The organism is Rhizobium cauense (genome assembly GCF_019511525.1).
GTDB classification, from domain to species: Bacteria; Pseudomonadota; Alphaproteobacteria; order Rhizobiales; family Rhizobiaceae; genus Rhizobium; species Rhizobium cauense.
Genome location: NZ_JAEUAT010000006.1, coordinates 1 through 20,573 on the forward strand (window position 1 = coordinate 1; position 20,573 = coordinate 20,573).

The 20,573-nt window shown below is 58.3% G+C and carries 20 protein-coding genes and 1 pseudogene; 10 read left to right on the top strand and 11 right to left on the bottom strand.

The window, feature by feature from the left end; genetic code table 11:
• A pseudogene (locus tag JNB88_RS12985) lies at window positions 1-127 on the top strand (IS5/IS1182 family transposase); the annotation flags it as partial.
• Here the strand turns inward: JNB88_RS12985 and JNB88_RS12990 are convergent.
• Together JNB88_RS12990 and JNB88_RS12995 are read right to left on the bottom strand one after the other, a co-directional pair.
• Window positions 99-752, bottom strand: coding sequence for a bifunctional transcriptional activator/DNA repair enzyme AdaA (locus JNB88_RS12990; protein ID WP_220355798.1), 654 nt, complete (start codon window positions 750-752; stop codon window positions 99-101). The pseudogene JNB88_RS12985 and the gene JNB88_RS12990 overlap by 29 nt on opposite strands.
• Complete coding sequence (locus JNB88_RS12995) at window positions 752-1,156, bottom strand: YybH family protein (RefSeq protein ID WP_220355799.1); 405 nt, start codon at window positions 1,154-1,156, stop codon at window positions 752-754. Before JNB88_RS12995 ends, JNB88_RS12990 begins: the two co-directional genes overlap by 1 nt.
• Before the next feature lie 175 nt (window positions 1,157-1,331).
• On the opposite strand from JNB88_RS12995, the gene JNB88_RS13000 reads away from it, so the two are divergent.
• From JNB88_RS13000 to JNB88_RS13015, 4 genes are all read left to right on the top strand, one after another.
• Window positions 1,332-1,844, top strand: a complete 513-nt coding sequence (locus JNB88_RS13000; RefSeq protein WP_220355800.1) for an RrF2 family transcriptional regulator — start codon at window positions 1,332-1,334, stop codon at window positions 1,842-1,844.
• Window positions 1,845-1,855: 11 nt separating this feature from the next.
• On the top strand, window positions 1,856-2,608 hold the full coding sequence (locus tag JNB88_RS13005; RefSeq protein WP_220355801.1) for an SDR family oxidoreductase: 753 nt from the start codon (window positions 1,856-1,858) through the stop codon (window positions 2,606-2,608).
• Window positions 2,609-2,622: 14 nt separating this feature from the next.
• On the top strand, window positions 2,623-3,060 hold the full coding sequence (locus JNB88_RS13010) for a cupin domain-containing protein (RefSeq protein WP_220355802.1): 438 nt from the start codon (window positions 2,623-2,625) through the stop codon (window positions 3,058-3,060).
• Between the two features lie 88 nt (window positions 3,061-3,148).
• Complete coding sequence (locus JNB88_RS13015; RefSeq protein ID WP_220355803.1) at window positions 3,149-3,595, top strand: carboxymuconolactone decarboxylase family protein; 447 nt, start codon at window positions 3,149-3,151, stop codon at window positions 3,593-3,595.
• A gap of 264 nt (window positions 3,596-3,859) precedes the next feature.
• On the opposite strand, the gene JNB88_RS13020 is transcribed toward JNB88_RS13015, so the two are convergent.
• Window positions 3,860-4,837 carry an oxidoreductase gene (locus JNB88_RS13020; protein ID WP_220355804.1) on the bottom strand — a complete coding sequence of 326 codons (978 nt, stop codon included), beginning with the start codon at window positions 4,835-4,837 and terminating at the stop codon, window positions 3,860-3,862.
• Between the two features lie 91 nt (window positions 4,838-4,928).
• Here JNB88_RS13020 and JNB88_RS13025 point away from each other — a divergent pair, with 91 nt between their 5' ends.
• Window positions 4,929-5,870, top strand: coding sequence for an AraC family transcriptional regulator (locus JNB88_RS13025; protein ID WP_220355805.1), 942 nt, complete (start codon window positions 4,929-4,931; stop codon window positions 5,868-5,870).
• A 664-nt stretch (window positions 5,871-6,534) separates the two neighbouring features.
• On the top strand, window positions 6,535-7,686 hold the full coding sequence (locus JNB88_RS33560; protein ID WP_223217181.1) for a hypothetical protein: 1,152 nt from the start codon (window positions 6,535-6,537) through the stop codon (window positions 7,684-7,686).
• 209 nt (window positions 7,687-7,895) lie between these two features.
• Here the strand turns inward: JNB88_RS33560 and JNB88_RS13035 are convergent, their stop codons facing one another.
• From JNB88_RS13035 to JNB88_RS13045, 3 genes are all read right to left on the bottom strand, one after another.
• Window positions 7,896-10,337, bottom strand: a complete 2,442-nt coding sequence (locus tag JNB88_RS13035) for an AAA family ATPase (RefSeq protein ID WP_220355806.1) — start codon at window positions 10,335-10,337, stop codon at window positions 7,896-7,898.
• Window positions 10,327-11,349: an SIR2 family protein gene (locus tag JNB88_RS34380; protein WP_220355807.1), complete on the bottom strand. Its 1,023-nt coding sequence runs from the start codon at window positions 11,347-11,349 to the stop codon at window positions 10,327-10,329. Before JNB88_RS34380 ends, JNB88_RS13035 begins: the two co-directional genes overlap by 11 nt.
• Window positions 11,350-11,855: 506 nt before the next feature.
• Entirely contained in the window at window positions 11,856-12,788 is a 933-nt protein-coding gene (locus JNB88_RS13045) for a LysR family transcriptional regulator (RefSeq protein ID WP_220355808.1), read from the bottom strand.
• 82 nt (window positions 12,789-12,870) lie between these two features.
• Here JNB88_RS13045 and JNB88_RS13050 point away from each other — a divergent pair, with 82 nt between their 5' ends.
• A complete protein-coding gene (locus JNB88_RS13050; protein WP_220355809.1) occupies window positions 12,871-13,215 on the top strand; it encodes a helix-turn-helix domain-containing protein in 345 nt (114 codons plus the stop codon).
• 347 nt (window positions 13,216-13,562) lie between these two features.
• On the opposite strand, the gene JNB88_RS13055 is transcribed toward JNB88_RS13050, so the two are convergent.
• From JNB88_RS13055 to JNB88_RS13065, 3 genes are all read right to left on the bottom strand, one after another.
• The gene (locus tag JNB88_RS13055; protein WP_220355810.1) at window positions 13,563-14,792 is read right to left on the bottom strand and encodes a metal-dependent hydrolase family protein; all 1,230 of its coding nucleotides are present in this window, start codon (window positions 14,790-14,792) and stop codon (window positions 13,563-13,565) included.
• A gap of 48 nt (window positions 14,793-14,840) precedes the next feature.
• The gene (locus JNB88_RS13060; protein WP_220355811.1) at window positions 14,841-15,317 is read right to left on the bottom strand and encodes a GAF domain-containing protein; all 477 of its coding nucleotides are present in this window, start codon (window positions 15,315-15,317) and stop codon (window positions 14,841-14,843) included.
• Between the two features lie 70 nt (window positions 15,318-15,387).
• Complete coding sequence (locus JNB88_RS13065) at window positions 15,388-16,758, bottom strand: MFS transporter (RefSeq protein WP_220355812.1); 1,371 nt, start codon at window positions 16,756-16,758, stop codon at window positions 15,388-15,390.
• A gap of 100 nt (window positions 16,759-16,858) precedes the next feature.
• On the opposite strand from JNB88_RS13065, the gene JNB88_RS13070 reads away from it, so the two are divergent.
• On the top strand, window positions 16,859-17,782 hold the full coding sequence (locus tag JNB88_RS13070) for a MurR/RpiR family transcriptional regulator (RefSeq protein ID WP_220355813.1): 924 nt from the start codon (window positions 16,859-16,861) through the stop codon (window positions 17,780-17,782).
• Between the two features lie 347 nt (window positions 17,783-18,129).
• Here JNB88_RS13070 and JNB88_RS13075 read toward each other — a convergent pair whose 3' ends face one another.
• Window positions 18,130-18,933: a metallophosphoesterase gene (locus tag JNB88_RS13075; RefSeq protein ID WP_223217182.1), complete on the bottom strand. Its 804-nt coding sequence runs from the start codon at window positions 18,931-18,933 to the stop codon at window positions 18,130-18,132.
• Window positions 18,934-19,304: 371 nt separating this feature from the next.
• Here JNB88_RS13075 and JNB88_RS13080 point away from each other — a divergent pair, with 371 nt between their 5' ends.
• Window positions 19,305-19,565 carry a type II toxin-antitoxin system prevent-host-death family antitoxin gene (locus tag JNB88_RS13080; RefSeq protein ID WP_220355814.1) on the top strand — a complete coding sequence of 87 codons (261 nt, stop codon included), beginning with the start codon at window positions 19,305-19,307 and terminating at the stop codon, window positions 19,563-19,565.
• A 140-nt stretch (window positions 19,566-19,705) separates the two neighbouring features.
• Here the strand turns inward: JNB88_RS13080 and JNB88_RS13085 are convergent, their stop codons facing one another.
• Window positions 19,706-20,485: an ABC transporter ATP-binding protein gene (locus JNB88_RS13085; RefSeq protein WP_220355815.1), complete on the bottom strand. Its 780-nt coding sequence runs from the start codon at window positions 20,483-20,485 to the stop codon at window positions 19,706-19,708.
• Window positions 20,486-20,573: the final 88 nt, after the last annotated feature.

Genomic DNA, 20,573 nt, shown 5'->3' on the forward strand with positions numbered 1-20,573 from the left:
CAATCGTATCAAACACATGCGGGGCTTGGCCACGCGCTACGACCGCCGCCCTGACAATTACCTTGCTGCACTGAAACTCGTTGCGACAAGAATTTGGATCAATTCAGTTTGCGAGTCCACGTCCTAGCCGGATCATCCCCCATCAGGATCGCGACGACGCCCTTTTTGCTCGACGCGACGAGGATCGAGCCAAGAGACGCCAGACCGAGGGCGAAGCGGAGAGTTTCCGCGCGTCCGCCAGCGCGGTAGTCTGCAGGCGCCATCCCGAGAGCACGATTGGACACCGCGTAGAACCGGCTGCTCGAGCCGTATCCCGCCTCGTAGAAGGTCGCCGTCACTGATATTCCCGGCCGTAGTCCTTCTCGTAAGAGGGCTGCCCGCTTCTCCTGAATGTATGCTCGCGGGGTCACTCCTGTCTGCGCGCGGAACGTCCGGTGGAAGTGCCCCTCGCTGATCCCCAAGGCATGCGCGAGAGCCGCCACCGTCGGCGAGCTGTCTCCAGCGTCGATCAGCCTGCAGGCCTCCGCGACCAAGGCCGTGTTTCTCTTTGCGAACTCCTCATCGTTCGGGCGGCATCGCCGACAAGGGCGGAAGCCGGCTGCCTCCGCCTCCGCCACGCAGACGAACCGGCGCATGTTCTCCGGCCGAGGCGGACGCGAGATGCAGTTGGTCCGGCAGTAGACGCCCGTCGTGACGACGCCGCGGAATGCGAGCGCTGTCGCTTGGGTCATAACTTCCGCGGCATCCGTCATCAGGCCGCGCTCCTCTGCATCGAGCCAAACGGGTTGTCGATCAGGTAACGCCACAGGCCATCTGGCCCGCGGCGGGCGATGTCGGTCGCGGTGGCGACAATGTTAATCTCCGTGCCGTCCCGCGCCGTGCCGATATAGGACCAGTCGAGGATGAGATACGCGACGTCGCCGGCGACGAACAGGTGGCGCTGGGTGATCGACATCTGAAGGCCGAGGCTGAAGTACTTGGCAAGCTCCTTGCCGATCGCCTCCTTGCCGACGTGAACGACGCCCGCCGCGCCGACGATCAAGCCTTCCGGGTCGTAGAAGCCGAGCATGGTCTCGACGTCGAGCGAGTTCAGATGGGCGAGAAGCGCTGGGACGATGCCTTCCGGCGTCGAGGAAAGTGCGAGCTTGGTGGTCATTCGTTGTCCTTCGTTGTTGTTCTGCTCCTGCGAGCGTCCTGACTATGGCGAGGCACCAAGGCGTCGAAACTCCGTTTTCTGATCTCATATTCCGATTTTCGACCGTTCTACGTGATCGGGGATTGACACCGATCTAAATCGTAGACATTTTATATCCACGATTAGGAGATGCAACATGAAACTGAGCGAAGGCGTCGAGCAGGCCATACACTGCACGGCATTTCTGGCAGGGTTGTCCGAGGATGGCGTGCTGTCGGCCGCGGCACTGGCCGAACTCCACGGCGTGTCGACGAGCTATCTGCTGAAGCATCTGCAGGCGCTGTCCGGCGCGGGCATCGTTGCGACGACGCCAGGTCCAAAGGGTGGCTATCGGCTGGCGAAAGCGCCAAAAGACATCAGCCTCCTCGACATCGTCCTCGCGGTCGAAGGGCCGGCGCCTGCCTTCCGGTGCGCCGAGATCCGGCAGCGAGGGCCGAACCCTCTGCCGAAGCGCTATTTCACAAAACCCTGCCAGATCAACGCCGCGATGCTGAGGGCCGAAAAGGCCTACCGCGCAGAACTCGCCAAGGTATCCGTCGCGGACCTTCTGGCGGACCTCGGTGCAGACGACGACGGCGGTATCGCCGCCCGCGGATGCGCCTTCCTCGAACTCCACGAACGCAAGACGGGCAATCGAGCCCCGTTATAGGAGCAAGCACCATGACTAAGATGAAGAAGGTCGTCGTCATCGGCGGCACGGGCCTGATCGGCTCGAAGGCAGTGAAGCTGCTGCAGGATGCCGGCCACGAGGCCGTCGTCGCCAGCTCCCGCAACGGCATCAATGCCTATACGGGAGAAGGACTGGCCGATGCGCTCGCGGGCGCCGACGCCGTCATCGACGTGTCGAACATGATGTCGTTCGACAAGGCCGTGATCACCGACTTCTTTGGAACGTCGAGCCGGAACTTGACGAGCGCCGAGCGGGCCGCGGGCGTGCGCCATCACGTCGCGCTCTCGATCGTTAATGCCGACCAGCTTGCGGCCAATCCTTACATGGCAGGAAAGCTGGCGCAGGAGCAGGCCGTCGCGTCGTCGGGCCAGGCCTATACCATCGTCCGAGCAACGCAGTTCCACGAGTTTATCGGAACCCTGGCCGGCGCATATGCAGCCGACGGCGTGGTGAATGTGCCGGATATCAACTTCCAGCCGATTGCTGCCGACGACGTCGCCGCTGCCCTGGTGGAGGCCGCGCTCGGCGAACCGAGGAACGGAACGGTGGATCTTGCCGGGCCGGAGCGGGCAACCTTCGAATCCTTCATCCGGGCGTATCTCGGCTCCAAGAGCGATGCCCGACCTGTGGCCGCCGACGCAGCAGTCGACTACTTCGGAGCCCCGGTCGTCGCAGGCTCTCTTGTTCCCGGCGGAGACTACATCAAAGGCCGCGTCACGGTCGCCGAATGGCTTAAGGCATAGAAGGACTCACCATCATGAAGACCATTGCATATGCGGCTGCGGCACTCGCGGCCACCCTTGCCACCGCGTCCGCTCACGATGTCGCTAAGCCAGGACTCGCCTACGATACGAAGGACGCCAAGGTGACGCTCGTCTACGAGCATCCCCTGCCCGACGTTCCTGGCAAGAGCGTCAAGGGCGTGCTCGTCGAATACGGGCCGGGCGGGTACAGCTCCGCTCACACACATGCGAAGTCCGCGCTGATCTACGCCACGGTTCTCGAGGGAGCGATCCAGAGCGCCGTCAACGGCGGCGAGACGAAGACTTTTACCGCCGGTCAGAACTTCACCGAGCTGCCAGGCGACCGCCATGACGTCAGCGCCAATGCAAGCAAGACCGAGCCGGCGAAGCTGCTCGCCGTCTTCGTCGTCGATACCGACGACACCGTCCTGACGACGCCGCGCAAGCCGTAGCGCTACCTACCACATCCACCCCCTCACCTACCGCAACGACGGTTTCACCGGCGAACGGAGAACCGCGTCCACAAGAAAGGAAAACAATATGTCCCGCATGAACTGGTCCGAAGTCGCGCCCGAGGGCGCAAAGGCGCTCTATGGTGTCCACCACTATGTCACAGCCAAGACGAACCTGCCGGACGAGTTGATCCACCTCGTCTTCCTGCGCGTGTCACAGATCAATGGTTGCGCCCACTGCATCGACCTGCACAGCCGCGATCTGCGCAAGACGATGTCCATCGACAAGATCACGCTGCTGCCGGTGTGGGACGAGGTGCCTCATCTATTTACCGATCAGGAACGGGCCGCTCTTGCCTGGGCCGAGGAAGTGACGAATGTCAGCCAGACACATGCCTCTGACGAGGCTTATGCCGCGGCCGCAGCCGCCTTCGAACCGAAGGAGCTCGTCGACCTGACCATCACGATCGCGGCGATGAACGCCTTCAACCGTCTCGGAGCGCCGTTCCGGCTTCCGGTAGCGGCCAAGGCCTGATCGCGCTACCAGCGCAACGCATAGGCACCTCCCTGCCGGGCCGTCGAGGTCCGACAGGGTGTTCTGGCCAGTGGCAATGCGACCATCCGCGTCGCCATCTCCCAAAGACCGAAGGCATTATCGCATCGATCACGTCATTAGGTTTCTGAAGGTGAGCCGCTGCTTTACCATTGCCCGATACCGACAGACCATAATGTAGCCGGTCGTCGACTGCCCAAAGGCCTCGCCTGGCGACATCGCAAAGCGCTAGTCTGCCGATATGCCTCAGCCTCGACGATCACCTACTGACAAGCCGGTTAAATGCTCAGAAAGCAGCCAGAGCCGTTCAGCAGCCTGTGGATCCATGGCCCACGGGGCCACGCCTCTGGTCCCATCCGTCTCTGCCTGCGGCAGGGCGACTTCGCAATCTTCGCAGTAGACGCCGCCAATACCGTTGAGTTCGGGTCGCGTTGCTGCCCAGACGCTTGTTGCTGCTCCCTGTTCCGGCGTTTTGAGATCGCGCGATGGATCAACCCGGCGATTACCATTCTCGTCATAGACATCGAAAGAATTGATCTCGTCTTCGCTCAGATGGCGGGCGAGATCGGTGAGGATAACGCCCGGGTGCAACGAAAATGCCCGCACGCCAAGCGCGGCTCCGCGGCGATCAAGTGCCAGCGCGAACAGAGCATTTGCCGTCTTCGCCTGTCCATAGGCCTGCCACTTGTCATAGGGGCGCGTCCTGAAATCGATATCGTCGAAATCGACCGGCCCGATTTGGTGGCCGCGCGACGATACAGAGATCACCCGCGCGTTGCCCGCTTTGACCAGCACAGGCCACAGACCTGCAACCAGCCGGAAATGGCCGAGATGATTGGTGGCAAACTGGCTCTCGTGCCCAGCCTCATCACGGGCAAGCGGCGTTGCCATGATGCCAGCGCTGTTGACCAGGATTGAGATCGGCATGCCCGTCGCAACGATCCTGCCAGCGAAGGCGGCAACCGATGCGGGATCTGCGAGATCCATCGCTTCGATAACAACATTGTCGATACCGGCAAGTGTGCGTTCGGCCTTTTCGCGATTGCGAGCTGGTACGATGACAGTAGCGCCGGCACCAGCGAGTGCCCGCGTCGTCTCGACGCCGAGACCGGAATAGCCGCCGGTGACAATCGCCGTCTTGCCGGAAAGATCGATGCCCTCGATGACCTCGCGCGCCGTGCTAGATGCGCTGAACCGAGATCCAATAGGTTTTTGTTCGGACATGTCGTTGCTCCTTCATTTATGGCTCTGGTGTCCCTCCCTTATATCGGATAGGTTGCTGGAGCCCCCAGCCTCCAGGATCCAGATTTCTGTCGTGATCGTCCAAAACCTCCAGGATCCCCTATCCGACGTGCTCAGCGCCATCGATGCGCGGGCGCTGTTCTCCGTGCGTTTCGCGGCCGGCGGCTCGTGGTCTGTTGCTTTTCCTCCACCGGGCTACCTCAAGTTCAACGCGATCCGCGAAGGCGGTACCTGGCTGATCCCGCAGGAAGAAGCACCGTTGCGCATTGAAGCTGGCGATTGTCTTGTGGTTAGCGGCAAGGCGTTTACGCTTTGCAGCGATCTCAACGTGAAGCCGATAGCGGCGGCAGAGGTATTTGCCGGGGGCAATCTCGATGTTTCAGTGGGCGATGGTCGGGATTTCGTTCTCCTCGGGGGCAGCGTCAACCTCGACACAGTCGACGGATCACTCCTGACTGACGCCTTGCCGCCGATCGTAGTCGTCGATCGCGAGGAGGCAGGACCGATTGGCTGGCTGCACGAACAGCTTGACCTGGAGTGGAACAGCACCGCGCCAGGTGCTCGCATCGCCTGCAACGATCTGCTGCGGCTCGTCTTCATCCATGTGCTGCGTGCCTATATGGCACGGCAGACATCGCAGCATCCCGGCTGGCTCGCCGGCCTTGCGGATGCCCGCCTGGCGCCGGCTATGCGGGCAATCCACGCCGATCCGTCGCACCGATGGACAGTGGAGGCACTGGCGTCTCTTGCGGGCCAATCCCGCTCCGGATTCGCCGAAAGATTTCGCGCCATCGTTGGAGCATCACCGATAGACTATCTAGCGGGCTGGCGGATGCGGCTTGCGGCCGCCCGGCTGAGGCGTGGAAACGAGCCGCTGCCAAAGATCGCTCAATCTCTCGGCTATGCGTCCGACAGTGCTTTTGCGGCCAGCTTCCGCCGCGCCCTCGGCCAATCGCCAGCGCGTTACCGTAGTACGTATCGCGACGCAATGCACAGTGGGGCGATCAACTCTTGACTGTCGCCTTGCCACTTGGCTGAACGAGTGGACCGGGAGATGCTGAATTTCAGCAAGTCATTGTTTGCGACCGCTTTCAATTTGGACACACTCCGCATCATACGCCTTGAAGAGATCTGAACCGGCGACGCCTTACCCAGATGGGTCAAGTGCTTGAAGAAATATAGCGCGGCGATCAGGATGAGACGGCTCACCGTGATTGTCGCCGCGCAAAGAAACGAACTTCGAGGCAAGACGCCAAATATGGGATTGTCAATCGACACCTATGCGCTTCGTGCTGGTGATTTAAAACGAGATCACCAGTCAACACGGTGCGCCCGGTAAGGCCTGTTGCTACCACGGTTGACGCTAGCAACTTGATGGCCGCCGGCGTTTTCGGCCTTCGGTGAGCGATGCGGTATCTTGGGTCGCCTTGACCCCAGCTTTAAAGGCGACGAAGAACCATTCGGTCGCTGGCTGCGCGTGCCAATTCGCCGTGGGTAAATACCGATCGGCTTGACCGTAATCGCCGTACTTGGCATACAAAGCGTGGCCCTACAACGCGGGCCGGTGTGCCCGCCACGCAAAGCTATGTCAGCGTTCCATTTTTGAAGCGTCACTCCGTGCCGACAGGCATGGTCTGACCATTAGCGGGCACATGGTCGGATCATTTCAGGATATGGATATGACCGAGACAAGAAAACTAAGCAGCCTCAAACATCTTGCTAAACGATACGCGCGGGCCAACAGGATCACGCAACACCAGGCTCTTGACTTGGTTGCGGGAAAACTGGGTTTCGCCAACTGGATCAAACTCGTCTCCGCTTGCAAGAATGAGTGGATGCCTGATTCCGACCAGATGGCAAGCATCGAAGCCTTCGTGGCACATGCTCTTCCGGCGGCAGATTTTCGGACTGGCCATCCCGAAATATTGACCCGCCGGTTTGCATATCTCGAACAGGCCGAACATGGCACGATTGGAGATCATGCATACCGCCTTCAGGTAATTTTTCACGACGTCGTTGTGGCGGGAGACGGATGGAGTATTAAGGTGCCTGAGAACCTTGGCGCAGCACCGATTGTCGAGACATCTACTGAAAATGATGGGAGGTGTCCGGTGTTTGACCCGGAATTCCTCCAGGAAGCACTTAGTCTGGCGAGAGAGCGGGCTATCCAGGTGCGTGGAGAAATCTCCACCAATTGGCCCCGACGCTCCACAAAGCCTGACCTCGACGGGGTGGTTCGCCACCCGCTATGGGGCAGCGATTCAGACGTGTGGTTTTGCTTGCATTGCAATGGAAAGATCACCGGCGCTCAGATCGCTCAAAGCCTCTGGCATTGCCCGGCGTGCGGGGCATCTCCTCTCGACATCTTTGACACGGCGTTCTGGTGCGAAGAAGGGGGCGAGTCTCTTAGGCCTATGAAAACTAACGGAGCCGTGGATAGAGCCGAGGCCGATTTTTGTGTTGTTGATGACAAGCCAAGGCTCGACCTGAATGAAGAGAAGATTATTCTTCTCATTCGCAGTGCTTTGCTCGAGGACGCTACAAACATCAGTGAAAAGCTTGGCGCTCTTCGGGCTGAGATCAACGTCGATGACGAAAATGACGTCTGTATCGCACTTGAGGAGGATTTGTGGCCGCAGGACAAGGAGCCCATTAAAGCTTTGATTGTGGCGGCGCAACTGGGACTTGAGGTTGAATTTGAATCGATGTGGTCGACAATACCTTTTGCCTGGCCAGGACTGGGCGAGGGAACCGCGAGCACGAGTGAGTATACGCAAATGATGCTAGACGCCTATGCTCAGCATGGAGCCTCACCAGACACGGAAACGTAAGTGGCTTGCGACCAACCTGCCTATCCAGAAAGCTACGTTAACGTGCAGGCTGGTTGGTCGCGATCGCCTTCCACAGGGCGATCGTGAACAGGCGCACGGCAGTCACTCAGTGGTCCACTTAGCGAAACGAGCGCAATGTGAGGGCCACTTATGCCCCGCCTCGAACGGATTCAATGATCGCGGTCTCTCTGGGGTTGCTACACACGGTGTCAGGCTGCAATCGCTTTATCAGGCTCATAATGGATGACCCTTGGTGTTGCCACCGCCGCGCCATTGAAATTACGTGTGATCTCGACCGCGATCAGACTGTCGCCGGGGTAGGATGGGCTGAGTTCGAGGGTAAGATAGTCGAAGAGCGCCCTCTCATGAACGGCGACCACAAGCTGTTTACCGTGTCCTTTCGACAATGTTCTGAGCAAGGCAGCGAACTGGGCGATGTGGACGTCATCCATGGACTGTACCGGATCATCGAGCACTAGCCACGGCATGCGGGCAGGAACCGACAGGTGCAGCGCAAGGAACAGGGTCAGGGCGGCAGTATTCAGATTGCCCTGGCTGAGCATCGCGCCCGGCGATCCCGACGACTGTCCAGATCGATGGATGGTTTCAAGAACAGCTTCGACTTTGTCTTTGTCACTCGCCGGAAGTTTGAACATCGGCACGAACTGTTCCGATGGAGCAAGTCGCACGAAGAGGTCGCGCCAGAGCTTGTTCAACGTGTTGTTGAAGACCGATTTGATGATCTTGGCGCGTGCTTTTTCAGCGGCATCTGAAATCACTTTTGCGCCGCTTCTGACGTCGTCGACTTTGGCGATTGCCGCCTCTAGATCGCGTTCTTCTGCCAACAACTGTTCGCGGCGCTGCGCCAATTGCGCGAGAACTCGAAGGTCTTCCTCATAGAGCCCGATTTCAGATAGTGCCAGCACGCGTTTAGATACCAACGCTTCGGCAGCCTCAATGCGTTGATCCACGATTGTCATTGCTCGCGGCAACGCCTCGTCGATGCTCTCCGAAATCATGGGGGCCGCGCCAGTCACCCATCCGAGGAGCGAGTGAACGTCGGGGACAATCGAGGCCGAGAGTTCGTCCTGCCGCCGGGCAAGGGCTGCATAATCGCGAGCTGTCGACGCTGCCCGCGTCAATCGTGCGCCTTCCGCGGCGCTTTCCTTCAGCATGTCGAGCCGCTGAACAATTTCCTCCATCCTTGCGGCGCGATTGGCGAAGTCCGCTTGATCCTCGGCGGAGAGGAGCTGTTGCTCAACGCTTAAGCGTTCGCGCTGCGCGGTTGTGAGGCGGCCTGTCTCATTCGCCCGTTCAGTCGCAAACGCCTGCAGTCGGCCGGCTTCGCTAGTCAGCGCGGCAATTCTTGCGGCAATGTGGAGTGTGAGCGGCTCGGATGAGTGTTCGCTGTAATTTCGTTCGCAGACCGGGCAGATGTCGCCGTCGACATGCGGAGCGATACCAGCAAGAGCATTGGCGAGTGCACGTGCATCCTGCGCCCCTGCCGATAGGGCAAGATCAATTTCGCCAAGGCGGGCCGTGGCCCGCTGGATCGTTGCGTCGATCGTCTCGAGGCGCTGGCTGGCGGCCAGTCCGCTTGCAAGCAGGTTCCGCGAGCGCTCGGCTTCTCCTGCCGCCGAGCGCCGCGCCGCCTCAACTGAGGATTCGGGATCGGCATCGAACTCGGGGAGATCCGGAAAATCGGCCTTCAAATCCGCCAGCAACGACTGGATCACCGCGCCATTGCTGTCACGCCAGGCAGCGAGTTCTGTCGCCGAAACCGCTTCGAGACGCTCCCGCTCTGCCCGGTCGCGGGCTGGGCCTTCGGGTAGCGCCTGCCAGCGCAAGCTAATCGAATTCAGTTCTGAACGTTGGCGGGTTAGTTCTGCCAGAGAATGGTCTTCGTCACGAGCTCCGGCAAGCCGCGACGCAATGTCGCCGATCGTGGCTTGGCTGATCGAATGTTTCTCGCCGGGCAGGATGTCCTGTAGCAGGGCATTTATGGTCTGTTCTCGGGTCCGCGCTGCGGTCCGTCTGGTTTCGCTCAGAACTACGTTCGATTTTAAATCTTCGCCGACGCCGGCCTTCTGTGTCTCTATGCGCCGAAAATCTGGCACGAGGCTTCGGATACGAGTGACATTGAACACTGGAAAAAGCCCGTCGACGAGCGCATCGAGTGGATCTAGGCCCAGCAGTTCCTTGACGAATTGCGTCAGAGGCGACGATGTATTGGTTTTGCGGGCATCGTAAATTTCGAGAAGGCGGCCGAGTGTCGCTTGCGGCAGGTAGGCCCTCTCGGCAAAGAATCGCGCATCCTCCCCCGAAAGAAGCGGTTCCGGTGAAAACGTCTCGTCGCTAAATTGCAGCTTGCCGCTTGCCCGCGCATTCGGACTCAACAGCTCTGATGTCGTCAATTCGATCGAACCACCCTCGGTGCCGAGATTGGTAAGATACGTCTGATAGCGGCTACCGCTATTGGAGAGATGGTTGATCTTGCCGGTCAGTCCGAGTTCGATTGCCGAGAGTACGCTCGTCTTGCCCATCCCGTTAGACCCATGAACGAGCACGACCTGTGCGTCGAGGGGGATGACGACCTTACCGCGCAGGCTTCTAAAATTCTCGATTACGAGCGTCTTTAACCTAGCGGGCATCTGACAGAGCCTTCGTCAGTGCGCTCTCCACGGGCGCGGAAATGTTCTCTCTGAGGACGTTCTCGACCGCCTCCTTGCCGAGGGGAGCGGCATTCAAGAGTTGGCTGGTTAGCGGGTCGTCCGTTTCCTGTTCAAGCAGCACGGAGTCCCATTTCCACCCCTTGTGCGCGCCAATCTTCGCAAAGAGGTTCTGAATATTAACGTCCTGTGCCGACAAACCGATCATCAGTGTCTGGCGACGTTGAATCAGCGCCAAAAGCTGGTCACGAACGATCTTGAACGTGTCATTGTTCATCCATTGGACTATCTGCGCGCTCCTCGCAATCAACAGTTTGCGATAGTGGTTCTCATCTTCGATTGCGCGCAACGCGCAACCGTGAAACTTGTAAACGATCCCGGCGGCGGGCGGACCGCGCAGATCGTCACCATCGACGGTAATTTGAAAGAAAGTCCGAGGGTCGTATCCGAGGTCTCTGATGGCCGCTTCCAAAAGACCGTCCCAGTTAGCTGTTGCCACGCTGCCAACGGATCCTTCGAGGGCAAGCATCGCGATCGCGAGGTGCTCGACGTCTGGAAGCTGATTGCCAAATGTCACCGGAAAGTCGAGAGCGTCCCACAGCAGAAAATCCTGCCCCTCCCCTGAAACCGGTACGGAAAGAACTTCTGAATATTTGTTCCAGAGACGCGAGATCAGCGCCTTCAGACATGGCCATTCCGTTGCCGGACGAGCCATATCGATCGTCTCCATGTCTGAATCAGTCGGCTCGGCCATCTTCAGGACCCGCATGAGCGCATCTTTGAAACGGCAACCGACATCCTCGGTGGCATGTTGCCGCAGAAACTCGATGAGTTTCGACAGGATGCCGTCGAGGCCAATGACCCGATCCCGCGAGATGCCCGATCCAAGCCAGAAAGCGTATGAGCCTTGGGCGACACCGGATTTGACGGCCGAAAACGGCCCGTCAAGAAGATCAAGCGTCTCCTTGAGAGTAATAGAACTAGCGGTAGGCACTCATGAATTCCCCATTTCCCGTTACAAGTGTAACGCAGGAAATTGTGCCGATAAAGGGGGGAGCGGGCAATCCGGGTTGAAATGTGATCATGGCGGATCCCTGAGATCCCTGTGAGCTCGCCTGTCGAAAGCGATGTCACTACGATCGCGTCAAAAGGTTGCGGCCATGAACCGAGGCCTAAGCATCAAGGAGGCTTCACACTCGGTGCCGACTTCTACATCGGGATCATGAATATCGTAACCCATTGGAATCATGGTAAACACTCTATTAATCAGAAGCGATATCACATTTACCTTCCGTCATGGCGGCGAATTTTGAGCGACGTTCTCACCATCGATAATGATCGGTTATCGATAGGTAGTGAACTTTGCCTAACAAAATCATGAACTTAGTGCGCGCTATCAAACGCCGTCCTTCCGGCGTATGCAGCCGCTTTCAAACGCCAAACAGACAGCGTCCGTAACCTTGCCATTTCGCGAGTTGTGAGATCGCAAAGGTTAACGTCCTATCGGCCGGCTGTGACGGTCGGTGGAACTTTGTCCACTATTCCGCGCCCCGGCCTAGCCAAAGACCGTGCGATATCAACAATGTCATCGCGCGAGGCGGTTGGGTCCTCCCTATTCCAGGCAACGCCAAGGCCGATCCGGAAGTCGATCCCCCTCACCTTCTTGAGCTCGAATGCACGGTTTGGAAGCTCAAGCGTCCATTCCGGCGCAAAGCCGATGCCAAGACCGGCCGAGACCAGGGATACCAAAGACCAGGTGTCGTCACAGGAATAGGCGATGTTCTTGGTCAGGTCGTATTCCTCGAACTTCTCATTGAAGTAGCGCTCCGTGAACGACAGGTTCTGCCGGTTGAAGGCGATAATCTTCTGGTCGCGCAGATCATCGATGGTGATGTCATCACGCTTTGCCAGCGGATTGGAATGGCCAACGGCCAGATAGTAGCGTTCATGGGCAATCGAGAAGAAGCGCAGCGAGCCGATGTTCTCGACCGGGCGGATGAAGCCGAGATTGATCTGGCCACTCTCCAAATTGCGGATGATGTCGCCGGTGTTACCCGACGAGATATGGATACGGACATCGGGGAACTTGCGGGCGATCTTCGACAGGAACGTCGGCAGCATGCCAATGGTGGCGGGATAGACGGTGCCGATCCTGATTTGGCGGATGCGGCTGCCGCCGGCAGCCCTCGTCAGCTCGGTGCCGAGCTCGACCTCGCTGAGGATGCGGACACAGCGATCGTAGAAGGTTTCCCCTGCCCTGGTCAGTTCGACCCGCCTGGTCGAGCGGATGAACAGGGCACAGCCAAGCTCCCGTTCCAGCGACATGACATGATTGCTCAGCGCTGGCTGGGCAATCCGCATCTTGGCTGCCGCCCTGCCGAAGTGCAGTTCCTCGGCCACTGCTTTGAAATAGGAGAGTTGGCGCAATTCCATATCCGGAACACCACATAACGTTCACATATAATACCACGTATTGTACATAGACCCGTTTGGTTTGTCATGAACAAAATGTGGTATGGACCCATTTTCGACGAATCTTAAAAGACGTGCCGAACAGCTCGGCATTACAAATGCTGAAGTAGCCAGACGCGCCGGCCTGAGCGACCGAAGGTATGGGAACTACGTCAACGGTGTGCGCGAGCCCGATCTCGCAACACTCGTCCGAATTGCAACAATCTTAGAGACATCCGTCGACGAACTACTGGGACTTCGTGGTGAGGAACGAGTTCGGAGTGTGGAAGAGGTTTTTCAAGAGCGTATCTCGTCGGCGCTAAAGGCCTTGCATGAGCAAGATCTAGCACAACTAGTTGTGATGATAGAGGCGTTAGCGAAGGCGAAAGGCAAGGCTAACTCGCGGTAAGAACGTTGTCGTCGATGACAAATTCAGAGCAGGCCGATGCTTCTTCAATGAGGATCTTCCTGATTATGGTCGACGTCACCTTGCGCGATAATGGCGTCGTCCGTCACGGCAATTCGGTCCGTGGCATGCCCCCTGTTGTTCAGATCGCGTGGAACGGGGCGCCAGATTTTGGTTAGATCGGCCTGTGCGGAAGGCCGTGGCTCCCGGTGGCACAATGAAATTCGTGAACCTCCTCGAGCTTACAGCTGACGACCGCGGGAGAAGATAAAGTTGAATTTCGGCCGGCCCCGTCGTTTCCAACTAGGCCGACCGCACTGCGCACGACAGCATGCGCAGCGCATTGCTCGTTACAATTGGTCTTTGACGATCTGGCCGCCTTTGATGATAAGCGGCATGTGACGACCCTGGCCCGTCAACAGCGACAGGTCTTCGAGCGGATTGCCGTTAACGACGATCAAATCGGCGAAGGCGCCGGCCGTAACGGCTCCAAGTTTACCCTCGTATCCGAGCGCCTTTGCTGCATCCAGAGTTGCGGAGCGGATAACATCTACTGCCGGCAGATGTTCTCCTCTCAGCACAAACTCCTCCGACTGATGTTCATGCATTTCACCGAGGAGGTCGGTGCCGTAAATCATCGTCACTCCCACCTCCTGAAGAACTTTCAATGCGTTGAAGCCGGCACTGCGTACGTCCTCGATCTTAGCGACGGACACCGGTGGAAGCCCAAGTGATGCGCCATCCTTGGCCAGACGGTCATAAACAATATTGGTTGGCACGACGAATGCACCGTGTTCCTTGGCCAGTTTTGCTGTCTCCGGCGTGATCAGGTTGCCGTGCTCGATAGATTTCACGCCGCATTCAATGGCACGACGGATGGCAGCGTCCGTATAGAGGTGGGCAGCCACGTAGGTCTGGGCGTTTTCTGCTTCCTCTACGGCGGCCAGCAACTCCTCGCGGGAGAATCCGAGATTGGCAATCGGGTCGGTCGGCGAAGAGACCCCGCCATTGGCCATCAGCTTGATGAACTGCGCGCCACCCTTTATTTCCTCGCGGCAGGCGCGACGGACTTCGTTCACACCGTCGCAGACGCGACCAAGCGCGCCAAGCTGATCCGGATAATGCTCGATCGAGCGACGATTGAACCGGCCACGATAGTCCGTATGGCCACCCGTTTGTGAGAGTGCCTTGCTACAGATGATCAGGCGCGGCCCAACGATCGCGCCCTCTTCCAGAGCTTCCACGAGACCATGATCCGCACCGCCAAGATCGCGAACAGTTGTAAAGCCGCGCATCAACATCGCCTTCAGGATGTTGGCTGAACGCAGGGCCACCAGCGAATTGGGAAGATCGGCATTGGCGCCGAGATCGAGCATGGTGGCGATCACGTGGACATGGCCGTCGATCAGACCCGGCATTACCGTCTTGCCCGCAAGATCGATCACAGTATCGGCCTCCTCGCTCAGGCCGTTGCCGACCTCTGCGATCAGGTCGTCGCGAATAAGGATGTCGACCGGATCGGTCGGCGTGTCCTGAGATCCATCGACCACACGGGCATTTTTCAGGAGAATTATTGTCATGGTAGAAGCCTTCAATAGAAATTCAAAGGGTGTTGGGGCGACGCCACCTCAAGCCTGCCGGGCAGCCTGGAGGAAGTAAGGCACGAGCCAAGGCGCGAATGCTTCTGCACGCGCCAGATGAGTTTCGTCGTAGACGCCTTCACGATGGGTGAGATTGATCGTTCCGATACAGGCGCCGTCGAATACGACCGGCACGTTGATCTGCGTACCGCCCCCAAGGCTTGCAATCAGTTCATGATCAAAAAAGGCCCATTTCAGGCTGTCCATGTCCTTGCCGAGAAAGCTCTTCTTTTCACCGATGACATGGCGACCCCATGGCGTATCGGTCATCGGCTTTCGGCCGGATACCGGATAATGCTCGGTATCCGACGAATAGATGCGCACGACCTCGGCGCCATCGACGGCAAGCAGGGTGAAGAGGACATAGCCGACTTCCTCGTGCAGCAGGGCGTCCAGTTCCTGAAAAAAGGGTGCAGGCTGGTTCAGCTTTTGCATAGCCTGGTAAAGGCGCGTTTCATGATGCATTGCAGCTATCCTTTGCAATAGCGGGAGCGGACACCGCCGCTCCCGGAAGCTGGATTGAACGTGGTCCGGCTCAGTTGCCGGTCGGGGCGAATTCTTCAGCCTCGATTTCCTCCAGCGAGCGGTTCTTCGTCGGGATACCGAGGAGGAGAACGGACAGCGCTCCGACGAAGAGGATCACCGTCGTCATACCGAATACGCCGGCGAACCCGCCGATCGGGTAGACGGCGCCGACCAGGATCGGCGCTGCGATGCCACCGATGCGTCCGATGGCCGAGGCCGTCCCGACACCGGTCGCACGAATGCGGGTCGGGAACACTTCAGGCGTATAGGCATATTCGCCGGCGGCGACACCGTTGATAAAGAAGGACAGGGTCATGGCGAGGACGATGACCTGCATGTCACCGGTCGCGAATGCCAATGAAAGAGCCGAGACGGCGGCGAGCGCCATGTAGAGGACGATCGTATATGGACGGCCGATTTTTTCGCAAAACCACGCGGCGGTGAAATAGCCCGGGATCTGGGCGGCAAAAATCAGAATCGAGAACGAAAAGCTCTTGGTCATCGTCATGCCGCGCTCAACAAGCAGGCTTGGGATCCAGGTCATGAATGCGTAGATGCTGAACGTAACAGAAACCCACAAAAGCCAGGTCATGATTGTGATGCGCAGAAAGCGCGGCGAAAGCAGGACCTTGAAATTGGCGATAAGCGAGGTGTTGGGGGTCGCGACAACCTTTGGCGCCGGAGCAACCGGAGGCAGGGAAACGCCTCGGGCGACATAGTCCCGTTCGATCGCTGTCACGATCGCGTTTGCCTCTTCATGACGCCCCTGGTTCTCCAGCCAACGGGGAGATTCGGTTAGGCCGCGACGCCACCATAGAACTATCACCACCGGCATCGCCGTCACGACCAAGGCATAACGCCATCCGTCATCAGAAGCCGGCACAAGGAGGTAGCCTAGAACGGCGGAAACCACGAAGCCGAAGGAAAAGAATGCGGCGAGCGAAGCAGTAAACCGTCCACGATACTTGGCACCGACGAATTCGGACAGGAACGGTGCGATGATGGCGGCTTCCGCGCCCATGCCGATACCGCCGATCACCCGCAGTGCGAAAAACTGGTGCCAGTCGTTGACGGCTGCGCCCGCAAGGCTCGCCAGGCAAAAGAGTACGAGCGCCCATAGCATGACGTTCTTCCGACCGTATCGGTCGCCGATTGCGCCCGCGATCAGCGCGCCAATCAGAAATCCGACATACGTGCTGCTGGCCAGATAACCGACCTGGAGACTGGTCAGCTGCCATTGCACGCGTAGCGCGGGCAGGAGGAAGGCGATGATGCCGGCGTCCCAGGCTTCAAACATGTAGCCAAGGCCGCCCATCATGAGCAGCTTGTACTGGAAACGGCCGACGGGCAGCCTTTCAAGTCGTGCAGCGGTATTCGACATTTTTGTTCCCCAACATATGGTATGACCGCGGTCCGCAGGTGCAGCGGACCGGGTAGAGCTGTAATATCACGCAATATTTTTTGCATGAGGTGAAACAAATATGCAATACGCAAAAAACGCTGCAGACGATTTTGCGGAATCTCTTGAGGACTGGCTTCGCAACCTCGATGAAAAATACGGCTTAACGCCTGCGGCCCACGAGGTCGTCCAGGCAGTGATAAATGACCCTCGACATGCCTCCTTTGCCTCAGCGGCAGAGCTTGCAAAGAAGGCCGAAGTCAACGTGGCGACAATCACGCGAACCGCGCAAAGCCTTGGTTTTTCTGGGTGGCCGGACCTGCGCCAGGAAATTCGCGCCCGTTTCATGAGCAAGCTCTCCGCACCGGAGGTCAGCGTCGTTCACCAGCAGGAGACCGGCAACGACCGTCCGTTTGACGCGGCGGTGAACCGACAGATCGAGCAACTAACAGCGCTGCGCCGGCGGACCGACCGGCAATCGGTCCGCGACGTTGCAAAAATTATTGCAGGTGCAAAGCGACGAATCGTACTTGGATCGGGAAGTTTCGAGTCGATTGCCAACATTCTTGCGCACCATTCGACGCTCTGTGGTTATCGCATGGAACTGGCGACCGATGGAGTGACGATCGCGAACGCGCTGGGAGATGTGAAAGAAGGCGACGTGGTGATCATAATCACCTTCTGGCGCCTATATAACTCGGCGATCAAGGCGGCCCGGCAAGCCAAGGCGAAGGGCGCGACAACTTGCGTTATTACCGATGCGGCCGTCGATGCATTGGCAGAGACCGCCGATCACCTTTTGTTGGCGCCAGCGGAAAGCACCTCGTTCTTCGCGACCATCCTTCCCGCCATCAGCCTTGTGGAGGGTATATCAGCGGAACTCGGCGCACTCGATCCTGAAGTGAGCAGCCGCTCCGTCGCACGCTTCGAGGAGCAGTGGCAGGATCAGGATTTGCTTTTTACCAAGACCGCGCCAATGGCAGGCAAGCCTTTTGATTCCATTTGATAAAGACCAAAAGTCCGATGGTAAGTGGATACGTCGTATTTGTTGGTCTTGAAAGGCCCCAAACCGGCGACACGCGAAGGCAGAATTGCATGTCGTTCCGCACACAAGGTCGCCGGCGGGCTGCGCGTGAAACTGCCCATTTCAGCGGGTTCATAGTCTCAACTTCACCCTCAACCGGGACCACTATCGCTCGAAATGCCCGCGCGGTAGTGGGGATGCGAAGATTCACGGCAACGATATCCCCATAAAAGCGGAGATTACTGCCATTCTGCGCATTTGCACCCTATTTGGGGACAGGCCTATATCGTTCCGCTGTCAACCAGCACGCTGCAATAACCTTCAAGTGGTTACCCGACTTCCAACGTGCGCGAGGTCATGTCCTCAGTACCCCATTCTTCGATTGTGATATCGCCTCCCAGATCAAGCTTCGTACAAATGAAATGCGACAGCGCGTCCTTCCGGATCACCGCCGCGCTCAGACGTCCGGTTCGGTATGCTGCGGTATCGACGGCAATGCGATTGTCGTAAACTTCAGGGCGCAGCGAGCTTGTGATCGTGTGGCCATGCACGACGACATGATCGAAAGGGTTCACGTGGTCGAGGAACCCTGCCCTGATCCATCGCAAGTCGTAATCGGTCTGTGCGGACAGAGGAACCCCGGGACGGACGCCAGCATGGACAAAACAATATCGTCCAATCTCCCTGTAGGTCAGCGCACTATCAAGAAGGGCCGCATGATGGGGGAAGGCCTCGCGAACGTCTGCAGCAATACCCTTGAAATCTGGAACCGGACGCCTCGAATAGGCATTGACGGTCGCCATCCCGCCCCAGTCCATCCAGTTCACAGCATCTTCGGGAGACAGTTCCTCGCGGAGCAACGAGCGGAGGTAGAAATCGTGATTGCCCAGGACGAGTGACGAACCGGGATAAAGGTCAAGCGTCGAAGCGACGAGATCAAGCACCTTCGGACTGCGAGGGCCGCGATCGATCAAATCACCCAAGAATATCACAATCGGCTTCGTGGAGCTCTTATTGGCCGAGACAGCGATGTGAGACAACAGGACTTCGAGAAGATCGACACGACCGTGAATATCGGCTATTGCATAAATTTCCGGCACGGCATCATCGTTCATAGCGATCAAACTCTCCATTGCAAACATCCTGCGCCATCGCGCCTGGGACGGCAAAGCTCTACCTCACCGGTTGTGTACTACACAAGACGACGACGAATGAGCAGACAAACGGTCGTCTCCACCGTGAGCACCACGGCCAAGATGATAGTCGGGCCCTTGACTAGAAAATGTCAGCATCGGACACGCCCGTCGGGGTCATGGTCGTCGGAAAGCAGGCCGGCGGACTGCTCTTTCTCTCCGTGCTCGTCCCAATCGTCGGGACGGGCCGGAGGAAGGAAAGGTGCACCCGCACGGCATTACTAGCTGATGCAAAAAGGATGCGCTTAAACGCTTGTTCCTGCAAAAATAGAGAATCTGGATATTCTGAAAATCCCAATCGGAGTTCGTTCATGCGCCAGTTCACAACGGGTGACCTCAATAAGCTGATCGGTAACGTCACCGATGCAGCGAGCCGCGAGCCGGTTGTGCTCACCAAACACCGGAAACCGCGGTTTGTCCTTATGAGCTACGATCACTACGAGCGTCTACGCAGCGGCGGCGATAGTCGCACAGTGCATCGTGCGTCGGAAATGCCAGCAAAGCATCTAGAGCTTCTTGAAGCGGAAGTCGATCGTCTGGCGCGTGGCGAGGGTTACGGCGATGAGCCGTGAATTTCTCCCCGGCCAAATCATCGCCGTCGATCCGCTTGACCATGGCATGTCAACGAAATGCGCGAACGAATAGAGATGGCCGGAACGATGTCGAGGCGACACCAATCGTGGTAAGCTCAGCGTTCATGATCGCCCTGCCGTTAGAGCATGTAGCTGATCGGTACGTCGCTGACCGGGTGCGGGAAGACGCCCATGTCCACGCCGAACACCGACTTTAGGACCTCCGACTGAACAATATCTGCGGGACGGCCTTGCGCCGCAATCCGGCCGCCGTTGAGAGCGATGATTTCGTCGCAGTAGCGCGCAGCGAGATTGATGTCATGGAGGACGACCACGATGGTCAAACCGCGCTCGTGACTAAGCTCGCGCAAAAGCGCGAGGACCCCGTCCTGGTGAAGCAGATCAAGCGCCGAAGTGGGTTCATCGAGGAGCAGGCAGCTTGCGTTTTGAGCAAGCATCATGGCGATCCAGGCGCGCTGGCGCTCACCGCCGGACATGTTCGCTACCAGACTGTCCCGGAAACGTTCAAGATCAGTCCGTTCGATCGCGTTGTCGACAAGCTCCTGATCGGCCTTGGTAAAGCGGCCAAGCGTCCCATGCCAAGGGAAGCGGCCAAGCGCCACCAGCTCGCTGACCGTCATGCCGTCGGTTGCGGGCGTGAATTGCGGCATATAGGCCACCTGGCGCGCGAAAGCCCTGTTTGCCCAGCGTGCCGCAGGCTCTCCCTGTAGCGAAAGATCGCCTGACGTTGGTACGACCTGACGAGCCATGATCTTGAGAAGGGTGCTCTTGCCGCTGCCGTTTTGGCCGACCAGCCCGTACACTCGTGCTTTTTCGAGGCTAAGGTCGATACCCTGTAGGATGCGCTTGCCACTTGCTTCAAACTGTAGCTGAGACATTGTCAGGAATGCGCATGCCATTCTAGGCTCTCCGTATGCCAGGGTCGATGGATCACCTCACGCTCCTGCGAAACTTTACCTCGCCTGTCAACTTATAACTACTTAGCGG

Coding starts and splice junctions, on each gene's coding strand:
- JNB88_RS12990 (WP_220355798.1), bottom strand. CDS start 752: ATGACGGATGCCGCGGAAGTTATGACCCAAGCGACAGCGCTCGCATTC.
- JNB88_RS12995 (WP_220355799.1), bottom strand. CDS start 1,156: ATGACCACCAAGCTCGCACTTTCCTCGACGCCGGAAGGCATCGTCCCA.
- JNB88_RS13000 (WP_220355800.1), top strand. CDS start 1,332: ATGAAACTGAGCGAAGGCGTCGAGCAGGCCATACACTGCACGGCATTT.
- JNB88_RS13005 (WP_220355801.1), top strand. CDS start 1,856: ATGACTAAGATGAAGAAGGTCGTCGTCATCGGCGGCACGGGCCTGATC.
- JNB88_RS13010 (WP_220355802.1), top strand. CDS start 2,623: ATGAAGACCATTGCATATGCGGCTGCGGCACTCGCGGCCACCCTTGCC.
- JNB88_RS13015 (WP_220355803.1), top strand. CDS start 3,149: ATGTCCCGCATGAACTGGTCCGAAGTCGCGCCCGAGGGCGCAAAGGCG.
- JNB88_RS13020 (WP_220355804.1), bottom strand. CDS start 4,837: ATGTCCGAACAAAAACCTATTGGATCTCGGTTCAGCGCATCTAGCACG.
- JNB88_RS33560 (WP_223217181.1), top strand. CDS start 6,535: ATGACCGAGACAAGAAAACTAAGCAGCCTCAAACATCTTGCTAAACGA.
- JNB88_RS13035 (WP_220355806.1), bottom strand. CDS start 10,337: ATGCCCGCTAGGTTAAAGACGCTCGTAATCGAGAATTTTAGAAGCCTG.
- JNB88_RS13045 (WP_220355808.1), bottom strand. CDS start 12,788: ATGGAATTGCGCCAACTCTCCTATTTCAAAGCAGTGGCCGAGGAACTG.
- JNB88_RS13050 (WP_220355809.1), top strand. CDS start 12,871: ATGGACCCATTTTCGACGAATCTTAAAAGACGTGCCGAACAGCTCGGC.
- JNB88_RS13055 (WP_220355810.1), bottom strand. CDS start 14,792: ATGACAATAATTCTCCTGAAAAATGCCCGTGTGGTCGATGGATCTCAG.
- JNB88_RS13060 (WP_220355811.1), bottom strand. CDS start 15,317: ATGCATCATGAAACGCGCCTTTACCAGGCTATGCAAAAGCTGAACCAG.
- JNB88_RS13065 (WP_220355812.1), bottom strand. CDS start 16,758: ATGTCGAATACCGCTGCACGACTTGAAAGGCTGCCCGTCGGCCGTTTC.
- JNB88_RS13070 (WP_220355813.1), top strand. CDS start 16,859: ATGCAATACGCAAAAAACGCTGCAGACGATTTTGCGGAATCTCTTGAG.
- JNB88_RS13075 (WP_223217182.1), bottom strand. CDS start 18,933: ATGGAGAGTTTGATCGCTATGAACGATGATGCCGTGCCGGAAATTTAT.
- JNB88_RS13080 (WP_220355814.1), top strand. CDS start 19,305: ATGCGCCAGTTCACAACGGGTGACCTCAATAAGCTGATCGGTAACGTC.
- JNB88_RS13085 (WP_220355815.1), bottom strand. CDS start 20,485: ATGGCATGCGCATTCCTGACAATGTCTCAGCTACAGTTTGAAGCAAGT.